This window comes from Pseudomonas sp. PDM09 (assembly GCF_014852305.1).
Lineage (GTDB): Bacteria > Pseudomonadota > Gammaproteobacteria > Pseudomonadales > Pseudomonadaceae > Aquipseudomonas.
On record NZ_JACVBI010000009.1, the window covers coordinates 121,487 to 143,654 of the forward strand.

A 22,168-nucleotide genomic window follows, 5' to 3' on the forward strand; every position below is an offset into this window, starting at 1 on the left:
GCGAGGTGGCTTGCCCCCGTTGGGCTGCGAAGCGGCCCCTGAACCGCGTGAGACCCCGCCTCAGTCCGTGGTTGCCATCGCCTGCAGCGGTGCGGGCTTAGGCCGATGGAATAGCCGCTCAAGCCACAAGTATATGACCGGCGTGGTGAACAGCGTCAGCGCCTGGCTCACCAGCAAACCGCCGACTACTGCGATGCCCAATGGCTGGCGCAGTTCGGCGCCGGTGCCGTAGCCGAGCATCAGCGGCAGGGCGCCGAGCAAGGCGGCGAGGGTGGTCATGATGATTGGCCGGAACCGCGTCATACACGCCTCATGGATCGCTTCTTCCGGCGGCAAGCCACGGTTGCGCTGGGCCTCCAGTGCGAAGTCGATCATCAGGATGCCGTTTTTCTTGACGATGCCGATCAGCAACACCAGCCCGATCAGCGCCATGATCGAAAAGTCCTGGCCGCAGATCCATAGCATGATTACCGCCCCGAGCCCCGCCGACGGCAGCGTCGAGATGATCGTCAGCGGATGCACGAAGCTTTCATACAGAACGCCAAGAATGATGTACACCGCCACCAGCGCCGCCAGAATCAGCCACGGCTGGCTGGCCAGCGAACTCTGGAACGCCTGGGCCGCGCCCTGGAAATTACCGCTGATGGCCACCGGCATGCCGATGTCGGTCTTGGCCTGATTGAGCATGATCACCGCATCGCCCAACGCGACGCCGGGCGCCAGGTTGAACGACAGGTTGGCGGCCGGGAACATCCCGTCGTGAGCGATGGACAACGGGCCAATGGTTGGCGCATCGAATTTCGCCAGGGCCGACAGCGGCACCATTTCCCCGCTCAGCGGCGAGCGCAGGTAGAAATAGTTGAGGCTTTCGGCCTTGCCGCGCTGCTTGGTGTCCAGTTCCAGAATCACGTTGTACTGGTTGGTCTGGGTCTGGAACTCGTTGATCTGCCGCTGACCGAAGGCGTCGTACAACGCTTCGTCGACATCACTGGCGGTCAGGCCGAAACGCGCCGCTGCACTGCGGTCGATGCTGATGTGGGTGATGCTGCCGCCCAGTTGCAGGTCGTTGGAAATATCGCGGAACGCCGGGTTGCCGCGTAGTTTTTCCGTCAGGCGCTGGGTCCAGGTGCTCAGGAGTGCCCCGTCGTTGCTCTTGAGCACGTATTGGTACTGCGCGCGGCTCGGGCCGGCGCTGAGGTTGATGTCTTGCCCGGCACGCAGGTACAGCACGATGCCCGGGACTTTCATCAGTTGCGGGCGAATCCGGTCGATGAATTGGCTGGCCGACACGTCTCGGTCGCCGCGTTTTTTCAGCGAAATCCAGAAGCGGCCGTTGGCGATAGTCTGGTTGCTGCCCGCAACGCCGACCGAGTGTGAGAACGTCTCGACAGCGGGGTCGGCGGCGACGATTTCGGCCATTGCCAGGTGTTTTTTCACCATGTCGCCGTAGGAGATGTCCGCCGCTGCTTCGGTGGTGCCAAGAACGAAACCGGTGTCTTGTACCGGGAAGAAGCCTTTAGGGATAAATATGTAACCGGCGACGGCCAGCCCCAGCGATAGACCGAATACACCGATCATCAATTTCTGATGGGCGAGGGCGCGGCGCAGGCCTTTCTCATACAGCGCCAGCAAGCGCTCGCCGAAGCCCGATTGGCTGTGTTCCGGCGCACGCATGAATAGCGCGGCCAACGTCGGTGCGAGCGTCAGGGACACCACCACAGAAATCATGATGGTCGAGGTGGCGGTCAGAGCGAACTCCTTGAACAACCGCCCGACCACGCCGCCCATGAACAGCAGCGGAATGAACGCCGCCACCAGCGAGAAACTGATCGAGACCACGGTAAAACCGATCTCGCCGGCGCCCTTGATGGCCGCCTCGCGCATGCCGTCGCCGGCTTCCAGGTGACGGTGAATGTTTTCCACCACCACAATCGCATCGTCCACCACAAACCCGACGGACACCACGATCGCCACCAGCGTCAGGTTATTCAGGCTGAAACCCATGATGTACATCAGGGCAAAACTGGCGATCAGCGACACACCGAGCACCGACGCCACGATCAGGGTCGCCGACAACTGCCGCAGGAACAGTGCCATCACCGCTACCACCAGCAGGATCGCGATCAGCAGGGTGACTTCCACCTCATGCAGCGAAGCGCGGATGGTCTGGGTGCGGTCGATCAACACCTTGACCTGCACCGATGCCGGCAGCATGGCCTCCAGCGTCGGCAGGGCCGCTTGAATACGGTCGACGGTCGCGACGATGTTGGCCCCCGGTTGCCGGAAAATCACCAGGTTCACCCCCGGCTGACCGTCAGCCCAGGCCTGGATGTAGGCGTCTTCCGAACCGTTGACGACTTTGGCCACATCCTTGAGATGAACCGGTGCGCCGTCCTTGTAGGAAACAATCAACTGACCGTATTCCTCGGGGTGGAACAATTGGTCGTTGGTGGACAAGGTCGAAATGCTCGACTCGCCATACAACGCACCTTTGGCCAGGTTGAGGCTGGTCTGCTGGATCGCCAGGCGGATGTCTGCCAGGGTCAGGCCGATGGCGGCGAGTTTGTCCGCCGAGGCCTGCACGCGGATCGCCGGACGTTGCTGACCGGTGATGTTGATATTGCCTACGCCGTCGATCTGGCTGATCTGACGGGCGAGCAGGGTTTCCACCAGGTCACTGACTTCGGTGCCGGGCATTTGCGGCGAGTTGATGCTGAGGATCAGCACCGGGCTGTCGGCCGGATTGACCTTCCTCCAGTTCGGCAGGTTCGGCATGTCTTTGGGCAGTTTGCCGGCGGCGGTGTTGATCGCGGCCTGGACTTCCTGCGCGGCGGTGTCGATGCTTTTGTCGAGGGTGAATTGCAGGGTCAGAATGGTCGAGCCCAGGGCGCTGCTCGAGGTCATCTGGGTCACGCCGGGGATGGCGCTGAATTGCACTTCAAGCGGCGTGGCCACCGACGAGGCCATGGTTTCGGGGTTGGCGCCAGGCAGTTGCGCGGCCACCTGGATGGTCGGGAATTCTGCTTCCGGCAGTGGCGCAATTGACAGTCGCGGAAAGGCGATTACCCCCAGCAACACCAAGGCAAAGGTCAGCAGGACCGTCGCCACCGGATGATCGATGCACCATGCGGAAATCGAGCCATGGCCCTTCATGGTTTCGGCTCCGATTGCACCACTTGCGGTGGGTCGGTCACTATCTGCACGGTCGATCCAGGTTTGAGCCGCGACTGGCCGTCGCTGACCAGCACATCGCCCGGTTTCACGCCTTTGATGATGTCCTGGCCGCTACCTTGATAAACCATCTGCACCTGAACGGCTTCGACCTTGTCGCCATTGATCCGGTAGACGAAATGTTGATCGAGGCCACGTTGTACGACGGTGGGCGGCACCACCAGCGCATTTTTATCCAGCGCTGTCTGAATCTTTACCGTTACCAACAGGCCCGGCCAGAGTTTCTGTGCGGGGTTGGCGAATTCGGCCTTGGCGCGAATGGTCCCGGTGTTGGCGTTGATCTGGTTGTCGATCAGGGTCAGATGACCTTCGCCTAGCAGGTTGCCGGTTTCGCCGTCGGTGTCGGCACCGATGTAAGCCTTGACCGGCGTGTGCCGGGGATCGTTGATCAAGCCCTGCAGGGTCGGCAACAGGTGTTGCGGCAGGGAAAATTCCACGGCGATCGGGTCGATCTGGGTCACTGTGAACAAGCCTTGGGTGTCAGTCATGCGCAGGAAATTGCCTTCATCCACTGTGCGAATACCGACGCGACCGGTGACCGGGGAGCGAATCTGTGTGTAAGAAAGTTGCACCAGAGCGGCATCGATCGAGGCCTGATTGCCTTGGGCGGTGGCTTTGAGTTGGTTGACCAGGGCTTGTTGCTGGTCATAGGTTTGCTTGGACACTCCGTCGTCGACGCTCAGCAGTTTGTAACGCTTGAGGTTAACCTGCGCCACTTGCAGTTGCGCCTGACTTTCGCCCAGTTGCGCCCGGGCCTGGTCGAGGCTGGCGCGGATCGAGCGGTCGTCGATGGTGGCCAGCAGATCACCTTTGTTCACCAGTTGGCCTTCTTTGACCAGCAACTTGGTGAGGATACCGTCGATCTGCGGACGCACGACCACGCTGTGCAACGACAGCACCGAGCCAATGCCGCTGATGTAGCGGGGCACGTCTTTTTCGGCGACGCTGACCACTCGTACGGGGATGGCGGTGGAGGGGGCCAGTTTGGTCGTGGCGGGTTTGGCGGCATACCACACGCCCAGCGCTGCCATGGTGATCAGAAGGGCGGCGAACAGGGCGGTTTTTTTCTGAATTCGCATGCGAGTGGGGCGCCGGGCAGAGTGGTCGGAGTTTTGTCAGGCTTATACCTTCCTTTATAAACCTGTTAGCCCGTCAGGAGAGTGACTGGTAACTGACGGCGCTGTCAGTTTGGACCTCTTTGGATTGATGCGGATTCCCCGTGATCAAAAGATCGCAGTCTCGTTTCACTCGACAGCTCCTACAGTCATCAGTGTCAGACGAGAATTCGTCGATCCGGCGTAGACCGCGTTATCGTTCATCGCGAGCAGGCTCGCTCCCACAGGATTTGTGTCATACACAGATTTTGTACATGACCACTGCCCTTGTGGGAGCGGGCTTGCCCGCGATGACGGCGGCACATTCAATATCTCTGTGACTGACACACCGCTATCGCGGGCAAGCCCGCTCCCACAGGGTTCATCGTCGTTCGCAGATTCGGTGTACGACACAATGCACCTGTAGGAGCGAGGCTTGCCCGCGAAGGCGACAGGTCGGTCAGCACAAAACCCGACGGACTCACTTGCGGCGTGAAGCTTGCGGCTCCCGACACAGGTATACTGCCGCCTTTCGCGGCTCGCCTACCGGGCCCGACTCTTTAAGCATCACCCGGAGCTTTCATGACTTCCCCGACACAACCGCCGGTTGCCGACGCTTTGAGCGACGACCAGGCAGACCTGCCAGCCAGCGTCGACTCCAGCGCAGACAGCGAAACCAAAGCGGCGATTCCAGCGTTCAAGTTTCCATTCAAACCAGGTGAATTGGCTGCGGCGAAGAATGCCAGCCAGCCTTGGTACAAGAATGGCGCGAAGAATGGCCATACCAAGACTCCCGGCGCAGCACCTCCCGGCACGCGTCGTTCGATGGGTAAACGCTGAGAGTCAGTGCATTTTGTTGGCGGGTCACTATTGCTCCCGCCAATGAGACAGTTCCCACAAGGACGCGCGATTACTCCTCTAGGAAAGACGGTTGTCATTCATCAAGAATTCATGCCCTGTGAATTTTTGATGAAGGTCGCCAGATGTCTCTGCTGAAAACCCTGTCCTTGCTCACTCTGGTGGTCCTGACCACCGGCTGCGTGTCCTCTGCGGTCGATCCGCAGATCCGCTTCGGGGTCGAAGCCCTGGTTCCACCGTTCGAGAGCCGTAACGACAAAGGTGAGCTGGTCGGATTGAACATCGAGTTGGGCAACGCACTGTGTGCCGAGCTCGAATCCCGCTGTGTCTGGATCGATCAGGATTACGCGACTAACCTCCATGCCCTTGAAGCCGGCCGCTTCGACGTGATCATGCCGATGACGGCTACACAGGCACGGCGCGAGCGGGTCGATTTCACCGACAATCTTTATCCCCTGAGCAGCCGTCTGGTAGCGCGCAAAGGCGCGACGTTGCAACCGGATGTGCAATCGCTCAAAGGCAAGCGTATCGGCGTCCTGGCGGGCACCAGTCGTGAAGCGTTCGCCAAGGCGCGTTGGGCGGACGCGGGCGTAACGGTGCGCAGTTTTCAATTCAACGATCACTTGATTGCCAGTCTTCTGGCGGGCGAGATCGATGCCACCCTGCAAGACTCCATCGAAATCACTCAAGCCTTGCTAAGCCAACCTCAAGGACAGGCGTTCGACTTCGCCGGTCCTGCCCTCAACGATCCGATGCTGGGCAATGGTGTGGCGATGGCTGTGCGCAAAAGCGACACCCGCTTGCGCGATAACCTGAATGCGGCCCTTGAGCGTCTGAAGCAAAATGGCCAGTACCAAGCGATTACCGAGCGCTACTTGCCGCCAGCAGTACCCGATTCACCACGTTACTTTCCGAATGAAGAAGGCTTGCCATTTTCCGATGCGGTACAGGCCGGTGAGACCCTTTATCTTTCCGGTATGCTCGGTCTGGATGCCGATGGCCAACTGGTCAAGGGCGGGATTGGCCCGCAAATGACCCAGGCCATGGAGAACCTGCGCACCGAACTGCAACGTCGAGGCTCATCCCTCGCTCATGTGGCCAAATGCACGGTCATACTTGCCGATATCAAAGACTTCGATGCCATGAATGCGGTTTACCGCCGGACTTTCCCAACCGATCGCCTACCTGCCCGGACAACGTTCGCGGCTAAAAAACTGCTGGCGAATGCTCGGGTGGAAGTCGAATGCCTTGCGGTTGCTGCTCGCTGACTCACCATCAGACAAGCCACTGTGCAACTAAAGTTGTGCAGTGGTTGGGTGTTTCAGGCTGCCCGCAACGAAATAAACGCATAGCTAACCGGTGTATCGCAGCGGTCGGCGTTCGTAGATGCGGCAGAGGTTGTCTTCGTCAAGATTCCGGCAGGGGCCGACGTTGTACGCGGCAAAGGTGATCGCCACATGCGCCTCGCAGGCGCCGCTTCGAACCACCACCGAACGCGTTCGGCGTGTTCACATTGCTGCGCGAGCAGGCCCAGGCCATTGGCGAGGAAGGCCCCCACCAGCACGATCACCTGACCGCCATCGGCCGCCCACATCCGGGCTTCGGCCAGTGTCAGGGGCACTGCGCTTTTGCTGTTGGGTGGATGGAGTCCCATTCGGTTACGTAGGCGGTTTTGTTTTTCTTGTTGTAGAGGCACAGCTCGGTGCCTTGCTGGCCTTTCATGTGTTTTTGCGGGTACTGGCCTTGCAGCAGGAGCGCGGTATAACCGACCCGGTCATCGAACTGCGCGGCGTTGCCGACGGGTTTGGCGTTCTTCAGGCCGCTGGTTTTGGTGCAGCTGGCGAGCACGGCTTTGTCGTAGGCGGCCCAGGCGTCGGGGTTGGAGGCGTGGGCTTGGGTGGCGAGGGTGGTGAGGCAGAGGAAGGTCAGGGTGGTGGCTTTCATGGTTTTGGCATCCTTGGCGTGTAGTGGCCGAGGTCAGGAGTATGCCTGATGGATCGATGTTGGTTGTGCCGGCCTCTTCGCGAGCAAGCCCGCTCCCACAGTGGTTCATCGTCGTTCACAGATTCGGTGTACGACACAAATCAACTGTGGGAGCGGGCTTGCTCGCGAAAGCGGTGTGTCAGACAGGCACGGGTTCCCGGCGGACCACATACATCCCGGCACTTTCATACAAACGCTGTGCCCGAAGGTTGTTTTCCAGCACCTTCAGATCCACAAAGCCTTCGCGGCGTTGCTGAAACACGTTGAAAGCATTGAGCAGCAATGCACGGCCAAGTCCGAGGCCTTGAGCGCGCGGATGCACCACCAGGCTCTTGATGTAGGCACTGGTCCAGCACTGGGCAACGCCGACGATTCCTTCGGCGTCGAACGCGATGAAGCACAGGGACGGATCGTATTCGGGATCGGTTTCGAAACGCTGCTGCCAGACTTCCAGCGCCGGTACGCGACCGCCACCTTCTCGATAGCCGAGCTCCATCAAGTGATGGACGGCTTCGGCGAGTTCAGGACGGTAGTCGGTCAACTCAATGCCATTTGGCCAAGTGCAAGGCGGCACATCCTCAGCGAGGTTGCGCCGCATCAGAAAACAAAAGTCCTCGGCCACCACTCAATGACCTTGTTCGGCGACGGCCCTGGCCGCCGCGATCAGGCATTTGGTCAGTTCCGGCGAGGAGAATTTGGTCAGCACCGCGTTGGCCCCGGCCAGTCGAGCCTTCTCGCTGTTCATCGCGCTGTCCAGCGAGGTGTGCAGCAACACATAGAGGTGCGAGAAGTCGGGGGTTTCGCGCAATGTGCGGGTGAAGGCATAGCCGTCCATTTCCGACATTTCGATGTCCGAGACGATCAGGTTGATCTGCTGGGCGGTGCCTTGCAGGTCCAGCAGGCAGTCGATGGCTTCCTTGGCGCTGCGAGCGGTGTGGCATTGCAGGCCGAGGTTGCGCAGGGTGTGTACCGATTGTTGCAGGGCGACCTGGCTGTCATCGACCACCAGGATTCGCGCGTTGCCGAGGACTTCGGCGTCTTCCATGCTCAGCTCGGTGGGGGCCGTTTCGATCTGCGCCGGAGCGATGCCGTGGATGACCTTTTCGATGTCCAGCACTTGTACCAGCGTGCCGTCGACGGAGGTCACGCCGGTGATGTACGAGCGCACGCCGCCGGAACCGAAGGGCGGTGGACGGATGTCGGTGGTCAGGCAATGGACGATCTTGCTCACCGCCTGAACGTGCAGGCCCTGTTTGGAGCGGCTAACGTCGGTGACGATCAGGCAGCCACCGTTCGGGTCTTCCAGTGGTCGCTCGCCGATGGCGCGGCTCAGGTCGATCACCGACAACGATGCGCCGCGCAGGGTGGCGATGCCTTTGACGTGGGGGTGCGACTCCGGCAGCTTGGTCAGCGGCGGGCAGGGGATGATTTCGCTGACTTTCAGCAGGTTGATCGCCATCAGCTTGCCGCTGCGCAAGGTAAACAGCAGAAGCGAAAGTGAATCTGCGCGGGCTTTGTTGGAAGACATAAAAACCTTCTGTGGAAAAAGGTGGTGGGCGATTGTGAAGATCGCCAACAGCTATCGATGCCGGGTTATCGACTTGTTGGGGGTAGGCTTTAGGCATATTCCCCAGCATAACGACCAACGCGACCTTTGTAGCAGCTGCCGAAGGCTGCGTTCGGCTGCGAAGCAGTCGTAAACCTGCGCAGGCGATATATCCAGGTACAACGTGGTGAACGGTTTGGCGAGGACTTCGTCCTCGAACGCAGCCTTCGGCAGCTGCTACAAAGCATCGCGTTACTTCATCCCCAACCGCTTGGCCATCCGTCCAAGGTTCGCCCGATCCAGACCCAGCTCCCGCGCCGCGCTGGCCCAGTTGTTCTGGTGCCGTTGCAGGCAAGCGCTGATCAGTTGGCGCTGATAATGTTCGGTGGCTTCACGCAAATCCCCTGAAACCAACACAGCCGCCGGCGCAGCATCCACCGGTTCTGGCGCGGGTTCAACGCTGCCGTTGGGCAAGTCCAGATCCGCCGCACTCAAACTGAGAATCTTCGGCCGTTGCTTACAGTTACCCAATGCCTTCAATGCACTGCGACCAATCAAATGCTCCAGCTCTCGCACATTCCCCGGCCAGTCATACGCCAACAATGCCGCTTGCGCATCACTGGTCAGGCGCAGGCTGTTGAGGCCCATGCGTGAGCGGTTTTGTTCCAGAAAGTAGCCGCTGAGCAGCAGCACATCCCGACCGCGATCGCGCAGTGCGGGCACCAGCAGCGGGTAAACGCTCAGGCGATGATAGAAGTCGGCACGGTAACGACCGCTGCGCACTTCTTCGGCCAGGTCGCGGTTGGTTGCGGCGATCAAACGCACGTCGACCTGATGTTCCTGGTCCGACCCCAGCCGCTGCAATTGCCCGCTCTGCAGCACCCTCAACAATTTGGCTTGAACCGTCAGCGACAGTTCGCCCACTTCATCGAGAAACAACGTACCGCCATTGGCCAGCTCGAACTTGCCGCGCCGATCATTTGTCGCGCCGGTGAAAGCCCCGCGCACATGGCCGAACAATTCGCTCTCCACCAGCGTCTCCGGCAAGGCTGCGCAATTGAGGCTGATGATCGGTTTGTCGGCCCGTGGGGAGGCCGCGTGGATGGCTTGGGCCACCAGCTCTTTGCCGACTCCGGTTTCGCCGGTGATCAGCACCGTCAGGTCGCTGCCGCCCACCAGGCTGATCTCTTCCATCAGTCGTTTGTAAGTCTTGCTCTGGCCGATCATTTCGCGGTTCTGCTGGCCGCTGGCCTGACGGTAAACCTCGGCGCGCTGATGTTCGTCCTCGACGCGATTGGCCAGTTGTTCGATGCGCTCGGCGGCGTTGACCGTGGCGGCGGCGAGGCTGGCGAAGGCTTGCAGGGCGTCCAGTTCGATCGGTTCGAAACGTTCAGGGTCGAGCGCGTCGAGGGTCAGCAAACCCCACGGACGCTCGTCGATAAACAGCGGGCAGCCCATGCAGTCGTGGACCTCCAGATGTTCGTGAAGACCGTCGACCAGACCGTCATAAGGGTCGGGCAAATCGCTGTCGGCGGCGAAGCGAGTCGGGCCGGGGCTGCTGAGCAACGCTTCGAAGCGTGGGTGTTCGCTGACCTTGAAACGTCGGCCGAGGGTGTCGGTGCTCAACCCGTCCACCGCCAGCGGCACCAGCCATTCGCCATCGAGTCGCAGCAGGGCCGCGGCGTCGCACGGGAGCAAGGCGCGCATGGCTTCGAGCAGGCGTCGGTAGCGCTCGCCTTCGGGCAGTTCGCGGGACAGGTCGGAGACCAGGGGCAGCAACGTCGTGAGCAGTAATTTTGCAGTCATAATGACTCCGTGTAGTCGGTGTGACTATAAAACGTCGCGTGTCGATATGACTACTGTGTTTTTAACCTACTGATTTATAAAGTTTTAATTGTTGGCATGGAAACTGATACGTAAAGGTTATTCATATAAAGCCCAGGGGTTGCTCTTATGCTTAGCGTTCAAGACCGTGCCATCATCAAGTCCACCGTGCCATTGCTGGAAAGCGGCGGTGAAGCGTTGATCACTCACTTCTACCGCATGATGCTCTCCGAATACCCGGAAGTCCGCCCGCTGTTCAACCAGGCCCACCAGGCCAGTGGCGATCAGCCTCGCGCCCTGGCCAACGGTGTATTGATGTATGCGCGGCACATCGATCAGCTCGATCAGTTGGGCGACCTGGTGGCCAAGATCATCAACAAGCACGTGGCCCTGCAGATCCTCCCGGAGCATTACCCGATTGTGGGCAGCTGCCTGTTGCGGGCGATCTCCGAAGTGCTGGGCGAAGAGATTGCCACGCCTGAAGTGATGAGCGCGTGGGGCGCGGCCTACGGTCAGTTGGCCGAGATCCTGATCGGCGCCGAAGCCAGCATCTACGACCAGAAAGCACAGGCGCCGGGCGGCTGGCGTGGTGCGCGGGAGTTCATCGTGGTGGCCAAGGTCGAGGAGAGCGCGGAAATCACCTCGTTCTACTTCGAGCCGGCGGACAAGGGTCCGATTCTCGCGGCAGAGCCTGGCCAGTACATCGGCATGAAACTGATCCTCGATGGCGAAGAAATTCGACGTAATTATTCGCTGTCGGCGCTGGCCAACAAGGGCCAGTACCGCATCAGCGTCAAGCGCGAAACCGGCGGCCGCGCTTCCAACCATTTGCACGATCAACTGCACGTCGGCGCAAGCATCATGCTGTTCCCGCCAGCGGGCGATTTCACCCTGACCGCCAGCGACAAACCGTTGGTGCTGATCAGTGGCGGCGTCGGCATCACCCCGACGCTGGCGATGCTCGAAGCGGCGCTGGCGACCGAGCGGCCGGTGCACTTTATTCACTGCGCGCGTAACGGTAGCGTGCATGCTTTCCGTGACTGGATCGATGGCCTGGCCGAGCGTCATCCGCAGCTCAAGCGTTTTTATTGCTATGCCGAAGACGATGGGATCAGCCCGGCGGCGGACAAGGTTGGCCTTTTGAGCCAGGAGCAACTTGGCGCGTGGTTGCCAAAAGAACGCGATGTGGATGCGTACTTCCTGGGGCCTAAAGGCTTCATGGCGGCGATCAAGCGTCACCTCAAGGCTTTGGGTGTGCCAGAGAAGCAGAGCCGTTACGAGTTCTTCGGGCCGGCTGCCGCGCTGGAATAACTCTCTGGGCGGTTCCTGAGGGCCGGGTCGGTGTTTCGCTAGTTTGCGAAGCACCGACCCGGCCTTTTTTGCATTTGGCTAGCACCCGACCAGAGGCCGGGTATAAGGCTGTCTGCCCGATTGACGGATAATACGTAAAAGTCCAGTATGGAAATATAAGTACAAAAAAGTGCTTCCCCGTTTCAGCTTCTTCTGTCTTGCCAAACCAACAACAACCCGCGAGAGAACGAATATGAAGAAATTCCCCCTCATCACCGGTCTGGCCTTGAGCCTGTTGGCGTGCAGTAGCTTGTTCGCCGCCGAGAAAGACCTGCGTATCGGTATCGAAGCGGCTTATCCGCCGTTTGCGTCCAAAACCGACAAAGGCGAGATTGTCGGCTTTGACTACGACATCGGCAATGCGCTGTGCGCGCAGATGAAGGTCAAGTGTGTGTGGGTCGAAGGCGAGTTCGACGGTCTGATTCCTTCCCTGAAAGTGAAGAAAATCGACATGGCGCTGTCGTCCATGACCATCAACGAAGACCGTAAGAAATCGGTGGATTTCACTCACAAGTATTACTTCACCTCATCGCGTCTGGTGATGAAGGACGGCGCAGTGGTGGATGACCAGTACGCCAGCCTCAAGGGCAAGAATATCGGCGTGCAGCGCGCAACCACCACCGACCGTTACGCCACCGAGGTTTTCGAACCCAAGGGCATCAACGTCAAGCGCTACAGCAACAACGAAGAAATCTACATGGACCTGGCTGCCGGTCGTCTCGATGCGATTTTTGCCGACACTATTCCACTGAATGACTTCCTGTCGATGCCTCGTGGCAAGGGCTATGCGTTTGTCGGGCCGGAATTGAAAGACCCGAAGTACGTGGGTGAGGGCGCCGGGATTGCCGTGCGCAAGGGCAACACGCAGTTGGTGGCGGATCTGAACAAGGCGATCGACGAGATTCGCGCCAGTGGCGAGTATCAGAAGATTTCGCAGAAGTATTTCAAGTCGGATATTTACGGCGATTGATTAATCGCTTTCGCGAGCAAGCCCGCTCCCACAGTTGATCGAGTTCTTCCTGAAGAAATGCGATTGAATGTGGGAGCGGGCTTGCTCGCGAAGGGGCCCTGTCAGACAGCCAAAATCCCAGGGCCTATCCCTTCAATTCCTTCAAATGCTTGTACACCGTCGCCCGCCCCATGTTCAGCACATTGGCCACATAGTTGGAGGCGCTTTTGCCTTTGAAGGCGCCTTCGGCGTGCAGCGCCAGCACCAGTTCGCGTTTGTGGTCGCGAGTCAGCACATTCAGGCTCAACTGACGCTCGCGCAGCCAGGCGTGCAGAAAGGTGTTGATCCGTTCCTGCCAGTCATCGCGAAACAGTGAGTCCGGTTGCGGGATCAGCTTGGTCGGCGACAGGAACAAATCCAGCGCCGCTTTCGCGTTCTCGAACAGCGAGATATTCAGGTTGATACACAGCACCGCCAGCGGACGACCCTCGCTGTCGCGCAGCACGCTGCTGAGACTGCGAATTTTCTGGCCGTCCCAGTTGAGCTTTTCGTACGGCCCGATGTTTCGTTCGCTGACGTCTTCGCTGAGCATGTCTTCCAGCGACGAGTCATCGCCGATTTCCCGTTTGGACAGGTTGTTGGCGATGTAATCGACCTTCTGCGTGCGCAGGTCGTGCAGCACCACCTCGGCATGAGGGAAGAACAACGTGGCGATGGCATCGGCAATCGCGCGGAAGTTGTCCATGGACGTAGCGTCCAGGGCCGAGTCTTTTTCAGGTGCGTTCATACAGTGGAACTCCAGGCAGCGTCAGTGCCCCGTTAAAAAGGGGCACTGGAAGTTTGCCGCAATCGTGTGGACACGTCACCTGAGGGGCAGGATCAGCTCAGGCGGGCGGGGGAGAGCATCTCGGCGTCCAGGCCGAAACGGGTGAGCTGCTCGGGCAAGGCTTCACCGCGTACCAGTGCAGCGCTGGCCTGGCCCATGGCCGGCGACGTCTGGATGCCGTAGCCGCCTTGCGCCGCGACCCAGAACAGCCCCGGCACCTGCTGATCGAAGCCGGACAGCAAATCCCCGTCGCGCACGAAACTGCGCAGGCCGGCCCAGGTGCGGGTCGGGCGGCGAATGGTCAGGGTGGTGGCTTCTTCGATCTGGTAAATGCCCATGGCGATGTCCAGCTCTTCTGGCTGCACGTCGTGCGGTTCTACCGGGTCGGCGTTGGCCGGTGAGCCGAGGAACATGCCGGCGTCAGGCTTCATGTAGAAGGATTCATCGAGGCTGACCAGCATTGGCCAGTCATGGATATCCAGGCCCTCGGGGCCGGCAAAGATAAAGGCTGCCCGGCGCTTGGGTTGCACGCCCAGAGGTTGGGCGCCGGCCAGCTCGCCAATCTTGTCGGCCCAGGCACCGGCGGCGTTGATGATGATCGGGGCGCTGAAGGTCTGAGTGTTGGTTTGAACCTGCCATTGCCCTTGGGCATCACGGCTCAGGTTCAACACTTCGCTGTCGGTATGCACTTCACCTTTATTGCGCCGGATACCGCGCAGATAGCCCTGATGCAGAGCATCGGTATCGATGTCGCTGGCGGTCGGGTCGTAGATCGCGCCATGGACTTTTTCCCGACGCAGGATCGGCAGGCGCGCACAGGCTTCGTCGGCGCTGAGCCATTGCATTTGCGGCACCGTGGCTTTGGCGCTCAGGTATTGATTGCTCAGCTCGGCCGGATCGCCGGTGAAGTCGACGGTCATCTCGCCGCGCGGGGTCAGCAATGGGTGTTCGCAGAAACCGGGCGGTGGAGCGTCGAAGAAGTCGCGGCTGGCCTGGGTCAATGCCCGAACCTGCGGTGTGCCGTAGGCGGCGGTGAACAGCGCCGCCGAGCGTCCGGTGGAGTGATAGGCCGGATGGGATTCGCGTTCGAGCACAATCACCCGCCCGTGCTGCGACAGCCAGAAACCGGTGGAAGCGCCGGCAATCCCGCCGCCGATGATGATGAAATCTGCCTGGCTCATGAACGTCTCCTGTGGGGCGCAAATGCCGAAATTGTGGAATTCCCCTGTAGGAGCGAGGCTTGCCCGCGAAGGCGTCGTATCAGTAAACATAGATTGAGACTGACACACCGCCTTCGCGGGCAAGCCTCGCTCCTACAGGTTTATGGTGTTAGCGCTGTAGTTGGTAAAGGGCATTGGCCAGTGCGATGTCTTCCAGGCCCAGGCCGATGGAGCGGAAGAACACCGTGCGGTCGTAGTCGGGGCGCTGCACTTTTTCGCTGAGCAAGTCGGGCAGGTCGCCGACAATCGAACGCTTGTCCCAGCCATGCTGCTCACCGGCGATCAGCATTTCGCCGGCCGAGCCCGGAGTGGTTTGACGATAGTCACAGAACACCTGCATGTCATTGAGGCTTTGCGCAGGCACCTCATGGGCGCGTGGGGCGTTGGTGCTGATGGAGGTGATCAGCGCCGGTTTGCTCAAAATTGACGGGTCGATCACCGGGCCGGCGGACGAGGTGCAGAGCATGATCACGTCGGCATCTTGAATCGCGGCTTCGCAACTGTCGACGAAGGTCAGCCGTGGATCGAGGCTTTTAAGCTGTGCCAGCGCTTCGGGATTCTTGCCGTTCAGGCTTGGCGAATAAAGGCTGATGCCTTGCCAGTCCCGCAGGCCCTTGACGTAGTGCAGGTGCGCCTGGGCCACTTTACCGCTGCCGATGATCGCCAGGCGCTGAGCGTTCAATGGAGCAAGGGCATCGACCGCCACCGCCGTCGTCGCGGCGGTACGTGCGGTGGTCAATTCACCGGCATCGCAGAGCAGCAGCGGCTGACCGGTCTGCATCGACATCAGCAACGTCCAGGCGGTTACGAGCGGGCCTTGCTCGCGCACGATGTAGGGAGACGTCTTGACGCCATAGACCCCGTCTTCGGCCAGCACACCCAGGTAGTTGATGAAGTCCCCGGCACCCTGCGGGAATTCCACCAGCTGTTGTGCCGGCTGCACGGCTTGCCCGGCGGCCAGGTCGCGGAACAGCTTGCGCAGGATCTGCGGCACGTCGACTTGCGCCAGCAGTTCGCGGGCCTGGGGTTGGGTGATCACGTAAGGCGTGCTGGGCATGGTCGGCTCCGGGCGCTGCAAGTAAACTAATTTGTCTATTATGGACTTTTAGTTATCTCTAGCAAGTCCTGTTGAAAAAGCCGGACGAAAAAAAAGCGCAGTCCGTTGCCGGCTGCGCCTCTTTCTGAAAGGCCCGCGTTACGGGCGCTTGCGCTCAACCGCCCGCAGCAGATGCGTCGGTGGCGTTTCACAACTGATTTTGCGACCCAGTAGCGCCTCGATGGACGGTAGCTGGTAGGAGTCGTCTTCGCCGGCAAAACTGATGGACACGCCATCCGCGCCGGCACGGCCGGTACGACCGATGCGGTGCACGTAGTCGTCCGGGACTTCCGGCAGGGTGAAGTTGATCACGTGGCTGATGCCATCGATGTGAATGCCGCGACCGGCCACATCGGTGGCCACCAGCACGCGGATCTTGCCTTCGCGGAAACCTTCCAGGGTCTTGATGCGCTTGTGCTGCGGCACATCGCCAGACAGTTGCGCCGCGTTGACGCCATCGCGTACCAGGCGTTCTTCGATACGCCGCACTTCGTCCTTGCGGTTGGCGAAGACCATTACCCGTTCCCAGCCGTTATCGTTGACCAGGTTGTAGAGCAATTTGTATTTGTCGGCACCGGCCACCGCGTAGATGTGTTGCTCGACGTTTTCGCTGGCCACGTTCTGCGCTTCGATCTCGACGATCGACGGGTCGGTGGTCCATTGCTTGGCGAGGTTCATCACGTCTTCGGTGAAGGTCGCGGAGAACAGCAGCGTCTGGCGCTCGTTCTTCGGCGGAGTCTGGCGAATGATCTGACGCACTTGCGGGATGAAACCCATGTCGAGCATCCGGTCGGCTTCGTCCAGTACCATGACTTCGACCATGTCCAGGTGCACGTCGCCACGCTGGTTGAAATCGAGCAAACGGCCCGGAGTGGCCACGAGGATGTCGCAGTGACGGGCTTCGAGGTGCTTGAGTTGCTTGTCGAAGTCCATGCCACCGACAAACGTCATGACGTTGAGGCCGGTGTACTTGGTGAGGTCGGCTGCGTCCTTGGCGATCTGCACCACCAGTTCCCGGGTCGGGGCGATGATCAGTGCTCGCGGTTCACCCATGTAGCGCTCTTTGGGCGGCGGGGTTTGCAGCAGCTGAGTGATGATCGAAATCAGGAAGGCAGCGGTTTTGCCGGTGCCAGTCTGGGCGCGACCGATGGCGTCTTTGCCCGCGAGGGTGAAGCCGAGCACCTGCGCCTGGATCGGCGTGCAATACGGAAAGCCCAGGTCCTGAATGGCGTGCATCAGTTCGGGGGCAAGTTTGAAATCGTGGAAGCGGGTTTTGCCTTCCTGGGGTTCGACGACGAAGTCTTCGAGTTTCCAGGGAGTAACCGGCGCCTTTGGCTTGGGTTCGCGACGCGGTTTTGCCGGTTTCGGGGTTTCGCTGCGCGGCTGCTCAGAGGCGATGGGCTCGGCTGCGGGGGCGGTCGGTGTGGTCACCGGCTCGTGCTTCGGTGCCGCTACGGTTGCGGTCCGGCCAGGCTGATTACCGTCGGTGCGGTGGCTGGGAGTATGAGAAGGAGCGCTGGAGACTGGCGCGAGCTGCTCAGTCTCGCTTTTACCGAACATTTTCTTGAGTGCTTTGAGCACGGTAATCTCATCAATTGGTTAAGGAATATACGCCGGCCAGTGTAATGCAAGAATCGGACGCGGCGTAGTGGGATGGATCAATGGGTAGCTTTTAGCGCAAACGCTCGGCGAGCCAGACGCCAATGTCGCGGATTTCTTCGGGTAACACTTCGTGGCCCATTGGGTATTCCTGCCATGTCACGGTGACACCATGTTGCTTTAAATACTCGTAGGCGGTCCGGCCCATGGAGTTTTGCACAACGTCATCGTACTGGCCGTGCAATGACAGCACCGGAATGCGTTGCTGGCTGGCGGAAAGCTCCAGCTCATCACTGAAGGTCGGGGCATAAGTCGAGAGGGCAAGTACGCCACCCAACGGTCCCTGCCATTTCAGAAAGGCCGTGTGCAACACCACGGCGCCACCTTGGGAAAAACCGGCGAGAAAGATGCGCGAGGCGTCTATTCCGCTGGCCTTCTGCTCTTCGATCAAATCAAAGACCCGTTGCGCGGACGCTTCCAGCTGCTCGCGGCTGATCGCGCGCGCCGGGCTCATGGCCAATATGTCGTACCAGCTCGGCATTTCGTAGCCACCGTTAATAGTGACGGCGCGAGTCGGTGCCTGGGGCAAAACGAAACGGGTGCTGAGCAGGTTTTCCTGTAGCGCCTCGGCTACCGGCAAAAAGTCGTAGCGGTCGGCACCCAGCCCGTGAAGCCAGATTACGCAGGCGTCTGCGGGCTTGACGGGTTGAAGAATCAGGGGCTCGGTCATGTCTGCTCCATTGTTGTGCGTGCGCTCTCATTAAGTGCGAGGTTCGAGTGCGCAATAGGTTGATCAGTTAAGAAGATGTCGCAAGGTTGAAAGTTTTGCTATTGATCTTGCGCTGAATCGCTTTAGCGAGCGGTCTGGTACGGGCTTTGCTATGGGGAAGCCTGTGCAACCAATCTCATGCCTTGCGGTAACACTATCAGTGTATGGCTGGTCATGGGATAGCAAAGAATCCGGTGATGGATGTTCGCCAGTGGCCGCTACGGGCTTCGCGAACGTGAAAGGGCTACAGCCCGTTCGGCCGATTGGTGAGAAGGGAGTTGTCCATGATGTGGATTTTCTCCTACTAGACTCATAGCGACGGTCCTTACGTCGGTTGACCCTAAAAAAAGCCAACACGGGTCAGCAACGCCTCAAAAGGGTGCGACAGGGCTCAAGCTCCGACACAACAAGAGCAAAACTGGAGGTTTGAATGAAGTTATTGAAATCCACCCTGGCCATCGTGACTGCAGCCGCAGTGCTCGGTGTCAGTGGGTTCGCTCAGGCGGGTGCAACCCTGGATGCAGTGCAGAAGAAAGGTTTCGTACAGTGTGGTGTGAGTGACGGTCTGCCGGGCTTCTCGGTTCCGGACTCCACTGGCAAGATCGTCGGTATCGATGCTGACTTCTGCCGCGCTGTGGCTGCTGCCGTATTCGGCGACGCGACCAAGGTCAAATTCAGCCAGTTGAATGCCAAGGAGCGTTTCACTGCTCTGCAGTCCGGCGAAATCGACGTGCTGTCGCGCAACTCCACCATGACCAGCTCCCGTGATGCGGGCATGGGCCTGAAGTTTCCTGGCTTCATCACCTACTACGACGGCATCGGCTTCTTGGCTAACAGCAAGCTGGGCGTGAAAAGTGCCAAGGAACTGGACGGTGCAACCATCTGCATCCAGGCCGGTACCACCACCGAGCTGAACGTCTCCGACTACTTCCGCGCCAATGGCCTGAAATACACCCCGATCACTTTCGACACCTCCGATGAAAGCGCCAAGTCGCTGGAATCCGGTCGTTGCGACGTGCTGACCTCCGACAAGTCCCAGCTGTTCGCCCAGCGCAGCAAGCTGGCCTCGCCGAAGGACTACGTGGTTCTGCCGGAAACCATTTCCAAGGAGCCCCTGGGCCCGGTCGTGCGTAACGGCGACGACGAGTGGCTGGCCATCGTGCGTTGGACTGGCTACGCCCTGCTCAATGCTGAAGAAGCAGGCGTGACTTCGAAGAACGTCGAAGCCGAAGCCAAGTCCACCAAGAACCCAGACGTCGCTCGTATGCTGGGCGCTGACGGTGAATATGGTAAGGACCTGAAACTGCCGAAAGACTGGGTCGTGAAGATCGTCAAGCAAGTCGGCAACTACGGCGAGATGTTCGAGCGCAACCTCGGCAAGGATACTCCGCTGCAAATCGACCGCGGCCTGAATGCGCTGTGGAACGCTGGCGGCATTCAATACGCACCACCAGTGCGCTGATGGTTCTATCACCCGGTGGGCCAACCACCGGGTGATGTTCTGTTCCATTATTTCCGGGGCACTTCATGCAAAATTCAATCGGCGCACCTAAGCAGAGGCTCAGCCTCAGCGATCCACGAGTGCGTGCGTGGCTGTTTCAGATCATCACGGTTGTCGCCGTGGTCGGGATGGGTTGGTACCTGTTCGACAACACGCAAACCAACCTTCAGCACCGGGGCATTACCTCGGGTTTCGACTTTCTTGAGCGCAGTGCCGGTTTCGGCATCGCTCAGCACCTGATCGACTATACCGAATCGGACAGCTATGCCCGTGTGTTCGTCATCGGTTTGCTCAACACCCTGCTGGTCACCTTTATCGGTGTAATCCTGGCGACGATCCTCGGTTTCATCGTCGGTGTGGCACGGCTGTCGAAGAACTGGATCATTGCCAAGCTGGCGACGGTGTATGTAGAGGTCTTCCGTAACATTCCGCCGCTGCTGCAAATCCTGTTCTGGTACTTCGCCGTGTTCCTGACCATGCCGGGGCCACGCAACAGCCATAACTTCGGCGACACCTTCTTCGTCAGCAGCCGCGGCCTGAACATGCCCGCAGCGTTGACGGCGGATGGTTTCTGGCCGTTTGTGGCGAGCATCGTCGTGGCTATCGTCGCGATCGTGCTGATGAGCCGCTGGGCGACCAAACGCTTCGAAGCGACCGGCGTACCGTTTCACAAATTCTGGGCAGGCCTGGCGCTGTTCCTGGTGATCCCTGCGCTGTGTGCCTTGATCTTCGGCGCGCCACTGCACTGGGAGATGCCGGAGCTCAGGGGCTTCAACTTCGTCGGTGGCTGGGTGCTGATCCCGGAACTGCTGGCGCTGACCCTGGCCCTGACGGTGTACACCGCGGCGTTTATCGCCGAAATCGTGCGTTCGGGCATCAAGTCGGTCAGCCACGGCCAGACCGAAGCGGCCCACTCGTTGGGATTGCGCAATGGTCCGACCCTGCGCAAGGTGATCATTCCGCAAGCCCTGCGCGTGATCATTCCACCGCTGACCAGCCAATACCTGAACCTGGCGAAAAACTCCTCGCTGGCGGCCGGTATCGGTTATCCGGAGATGGTGTCGTTGTTTGCCGGTACGGTGCTGAACCAGACCGGGCAGGCGATCGAAGTCATTGCCATCACCATGAGCGTGTACCTGGCGATCAGTATCAGCATTTCCCTGCTGATGAACTGGTACAACAAGCGCATTGCGCTGATCGAGCGGTAAGGAAAAGCGCATGACGACTCATACTTTCAAACCCGACATGCCACCACCGAGCAGCAGCATCGGTATCGTGGCGTGGATGCGGGCGCACATGTTCTCCAGCTGGATCAACACCCTGCTGACGCTGTTCGCGTTCTATCTGATTTACCTGATAGTTCCGCCTGTCGTGAGTTGGGCGATTCTCGATGCCAACTGGGTCGGCACCACTCGCGCCGATTGCACCAAGGAGGGCGCCTGCTGGGTGTTCATCCAGCAGCGCTTCGGCCAGTTCATGTACGGTTACTACCCGACAGACCTGCGCTGGCGCGTAGACCTGACCGTGTGGCTGGCGGTGATTGGCGTGGCGCCGTTGTTCATCGCACGCGTTCCACACAAGGCAATCTACGGCCTGAGCTTTCTGGTCCTCTATCCGATCATTTCCTACGTCTTGTTGCACGGTGGATGGTTCGGTCTGACCGAAGTGGCGACCAGCCAATGGGGCGGCTTGATGCTGACTCTGGTGATCGCTACCGTCGGTATCGTCGGTGCATTGCCGCTGGGTATCGTTCTGGCCTTGGGCCGGCGTTCGAACATGCCGGCGATTCGCGTGGTCTGCGTGACCTTCATCGAGTTCTGGCGCGGTGTGCCGTTGATCACGGTGCTGTTCATGTCGTCGGTGATGTTGCCGTTGTTCCTGCCTGAAGGCATGAACTTCGACAAACTGTTGCGCGCGCTCATCGGTGTGATCCTGTTCCAGTCGGCCTACATCGCTGAAGTGGTGCGTGGCGGTCTGCAAGCGATCCCCAAAGGTCAGTACGAGGCGGCTGCAGCGATGGGCCTCGGATACTGGCGCAGCATGGGCCTGGTGATTCTGCCGCAAGCCCTGAAGCTGGTGATCCCTGGCATCGTCAATACCTTCATTGCGCTGTTCAAGGATACGAGCCTGGTGATCATCATCGGTCTGTTCGATCTGCTCAACAGCGTCAAGCAAGCCGCCGCCGACCCGAAATGGCTGGGCATGGCCACTGAAGGCTATGTGTTCGCGGCCCTGGTGTTCTGGATTTTCTGTTTTGGTATGTCGCGCTATTCCATGCATCTGGAACGCAAGCTCGACACTGGCCACAAGCGTTAGGAGTTC

At 59.7% G+C, this 22,168-nt stretch carries 18 protein-coding genes and 1 pseudogene; 7 read left to right on the top strand and 12 right to left on the bottom strand.

Features of this window, described 5'->3' with window-relative positions:
* Positions 1-60: 60 nt before the first annotated feature.
* Together IB250_RS21455 and IB250_RS21460 are read right to left on the bottom strand one after the other, a co-directional pair.
* On the bottom strand, positions 61-3,153 hold the full coding sequence (locus IB250_RS21455) for a multidrug efflux RND transporter permease subunit (RefSeq protein ID WP_192345506.1): 3,093 nt from the start codon (positions 3,151-3,153) through the stop codon (positions 61-63).
* The gene (locus IB250_RS21460; protein WP_192345507.1) at positions 3,150-4,310 is read right to left on the bottom strand and encodes an efflux RND transporter periplasmic adaptor subunit; all 1,161 of its coding nucleotides are present in this window, start codon (positions 4,308-4,310) and stop codon (positions 3,150-3,152) included. Before IB250_RS21460 ends, IB250_RS21455 begins: the two co-directional genes overlap by 4 nt.
* A 597-nt stretch (positions 4,311-4,907) precedes the next feature.
* Between IB250_RS21460 and IB250_RS21465 the strand changes: the two genes are divergently transcribed.
* Together IB250_RS21465 and IB250_RS21470 are read left to right on the top strand one after the other, a co-directional pair.
* Complete coding sequence (locus tag IB250_RS21465) at positions 4,908-5,165, top strand: hypothetical protein (RefSeq protein ID WP_123494455.1); 258 nt, start codon at positions 4,908-4,910, stop codon at positions 5,163-5,165.
* Positions 5,166-5,308: 143 nt separating this feature from the next.
* Positions 5,309-6,451: a transporter substrate-binding domain-containing protein gene (locus IB250_RS21470; protein ID WP_192345508.1), complete on the top strand. Its 1,143-nt coding sequence runs from the start codon at positions 5,309-5,311 to the stop codon at positions 6,449-6,451.
* Positions 6,452-6,550: 99 nt separating this feature from the next.
* Here IB250_RS21470 and IB250_RS21475 read toward each other — a convergent pair.
* The 5 genes and pseudogenes from IB250_RS21475 to norR all read right to left on the bottom strand — a co-directional run.
* Positions 6,551-6,837 (bottom strand): annotated as a pseudogene (locus IB250_RS21475) (hypothetical protein); the annotation flags it as partial.
* Complete coding sequence (locus tag IB250_RS21480; protein ID WP_192345509.1) at positions 6,795-7,127, bottom strand: hypothetical protein; 333 nt, start codon at positions 7,125-7,127, stop codon at positions 6,795-6,797. The pseudogene IB250_RS21475 and the gene IB250_RS21480, both read right to left, overlap by 43 nt.
* A gap of 178 nt (positions 7,128-7,305) precedes the next feature.
* Positions 7,306-7,764: a GNAT family N-acetyltransferase gene (locus IB250_RS21485; RefSeq protein WP_192345510.1), complete on the bottom strand. Its 459-nt coding sequence runs from the start codon at positions 7,762-7,764 to the stop codon at positions 7,306-7,308.
* A gap of 27 nt (positions 7,765-7,791) precedes the next feature.
* Positions 7,792-8,694, bottom strand: a complete 903-nt coding sequence (locus tag IB250_RS21490) for a chemotaxis protein CheV (RefSeq protein ID WP_192345511.1) — start codon at positions 8,692-8,694, stop codon at positions 7,792-7,794.
* A gap of 270 nt (positions 8,695-8,964) precedes the next feature.
* Positions 8,965-10,518 carry a nitric oxide reductase transcriptional regulator NorR gene (norR, locus tag IB250_RS21495; RefSeq protein WP_192345512.1) on the bottom strand — a complete coding sequence of 518 codons (1,554 nt, stop codon included), beginning with the start codon at positions 10,516-10,518 and terminating at the stop codon, positions 8,965-8,967.
* Between the two features lie 147 nt (positions 10,519-10,665).
* Between norR and hmpA the strand changes: the two genes are divergently transcribed.
* Positions 10,666-11,847, top strand: coding sequence for an NO-inducible flavohemoprotein (hmpA, locus tag IB250_RS21500; RefSeq protein WP_192345513.1), 1,182 nt, complete (start codon positions 10,666-10,668; stop codon positions 11,845-11,847).
* A 232-nt stretch (positions 11,848-12,079) separates the two neighbouring features.
* Entirely contained in the window at positions 12,080-12,856 is a 777-nt protein-coding gene (locus IB250_RS21505; protein WP_192345514.1) for an ABC transporter substrate-binding protein, read from the top strand.
* 124 nt (positions 12,857-12,980) lie between these two features.
* Here IB250_RS21505 and IB250_RS21510 read toward each other — a convergent pair whose 3' ends face one another.
* The 5 genes from IB250_RS21510 to IB250_RS21530 all read right to left on the bottom strand — a co-directional run bounded on the left by IB250_RS21510 (position 12,981) and on the right by IB250_RS21530 (position 18,306).
* Positions 12,981-13,622, bottom strand: a complete 642-nt coding sequence (locus tag IB250_RS21510; RefSeq protein WP_007905478.1) for a transcriptional regulator — start codon at positions 13,620-13,622, stop codon at positions 12,981-12,983.
* 92 nt (positions 13,623-13,714) lie between these two features.
* On the bottom strand, positions 13,715-14,842 hold the full coding sequence (locus IB250_RS21515) for an NAD(P)/FAD-dependent oxidoreductase (RefSeq protein WP_192345515.1): 1,128 nt from the start codon (positions 14,840-14,842) through the stop codon (positions 13,715-13,717).
* 148 nt (positions 14,843-14,990) lie between these two features.
* On the bottom strand, positions 14,991-15,938 hold the full coding sequence (locus IB250_RS21520) for an ornithine cyclodeaminase family protein (protein ID WP_192345516.1): 948 nt from the start codon (positions 15,936-15,938) through the stop codon (positions 14,991-14,993).
* Between the two features lie 138 nt (positions 15,939-16,076).
* Entirely contained in the window at positions 16,077-17,564 is a 1,488-nt protein-coding gene (gene rhlB, locus IB250_RS21525; RefSeq protein WP_192345618.1) for an ATP-dependent RNA helicase RhlB, read from the bottom strand.
* A gap of 85 nt (positions 17,565-17,649) precedes the next feature.
* Positions 17,650-18,306: an alpha/beta hydrolase gene (locus IB250_RS21530; protein ID WP_123494443.1), complete on the bottom strand. Its 657-nt coding sequence runs from the start codon at positions 18,304-18,306 to the stop codon at positions 17,650-17,652.
* A 469-nt stretch (positions 18,307-18,775) separates the two neighbouring features.
* Here IB250_RS21530 and IB250_RS21535 point away from each other — a divergent pair, with 469 nt between their 5' ends.
* The 3 genes from IB250_RS21535 to IB250_RS21545 all read left to right on the top strand — a co-directional run bounded on the left by IB250_RS21535 (position 18,776) and on the right by IB250_RS21545 (position 22,162).
* Complete coding sequence (locus IB250_RS21535; RefSeq protein ID WP_123494442.1) at positions 18,776-19,807, top strand: amino acid ABC transporter substrate-binding protein; 1,032 nt, start codon at positions 18,776-18,778, stop codon at positions 19,805-19,807.
* Between the two features lie 65 nt (positions 19,808-19,872).
* Positions 19,873-21,054 (top strand): amino acid ABC transporter permease, encoded by a 1,182-nt coding sequence (locus IB250_RS21540; RefSeq protein ID WP_192345517.1) that lies wholly within the window; start codon positions 19,873-19,875, stop codon positions 21,052-21,054.
* Positions 21,055-21,064: 10 nt separating this feature from the next.
* Complete coding sequence (locus IB250_RS21545) at positions 21,065-22,162, top strand: amino acid ABC transporter permease (protein WP_007905491.1); 1,098 nt, start codon at positions 21,065-21,067, stop codon at positions 22,160-22,162.
* Positions 22,163-22,168 lie beyond the last annotated feature (6 nt).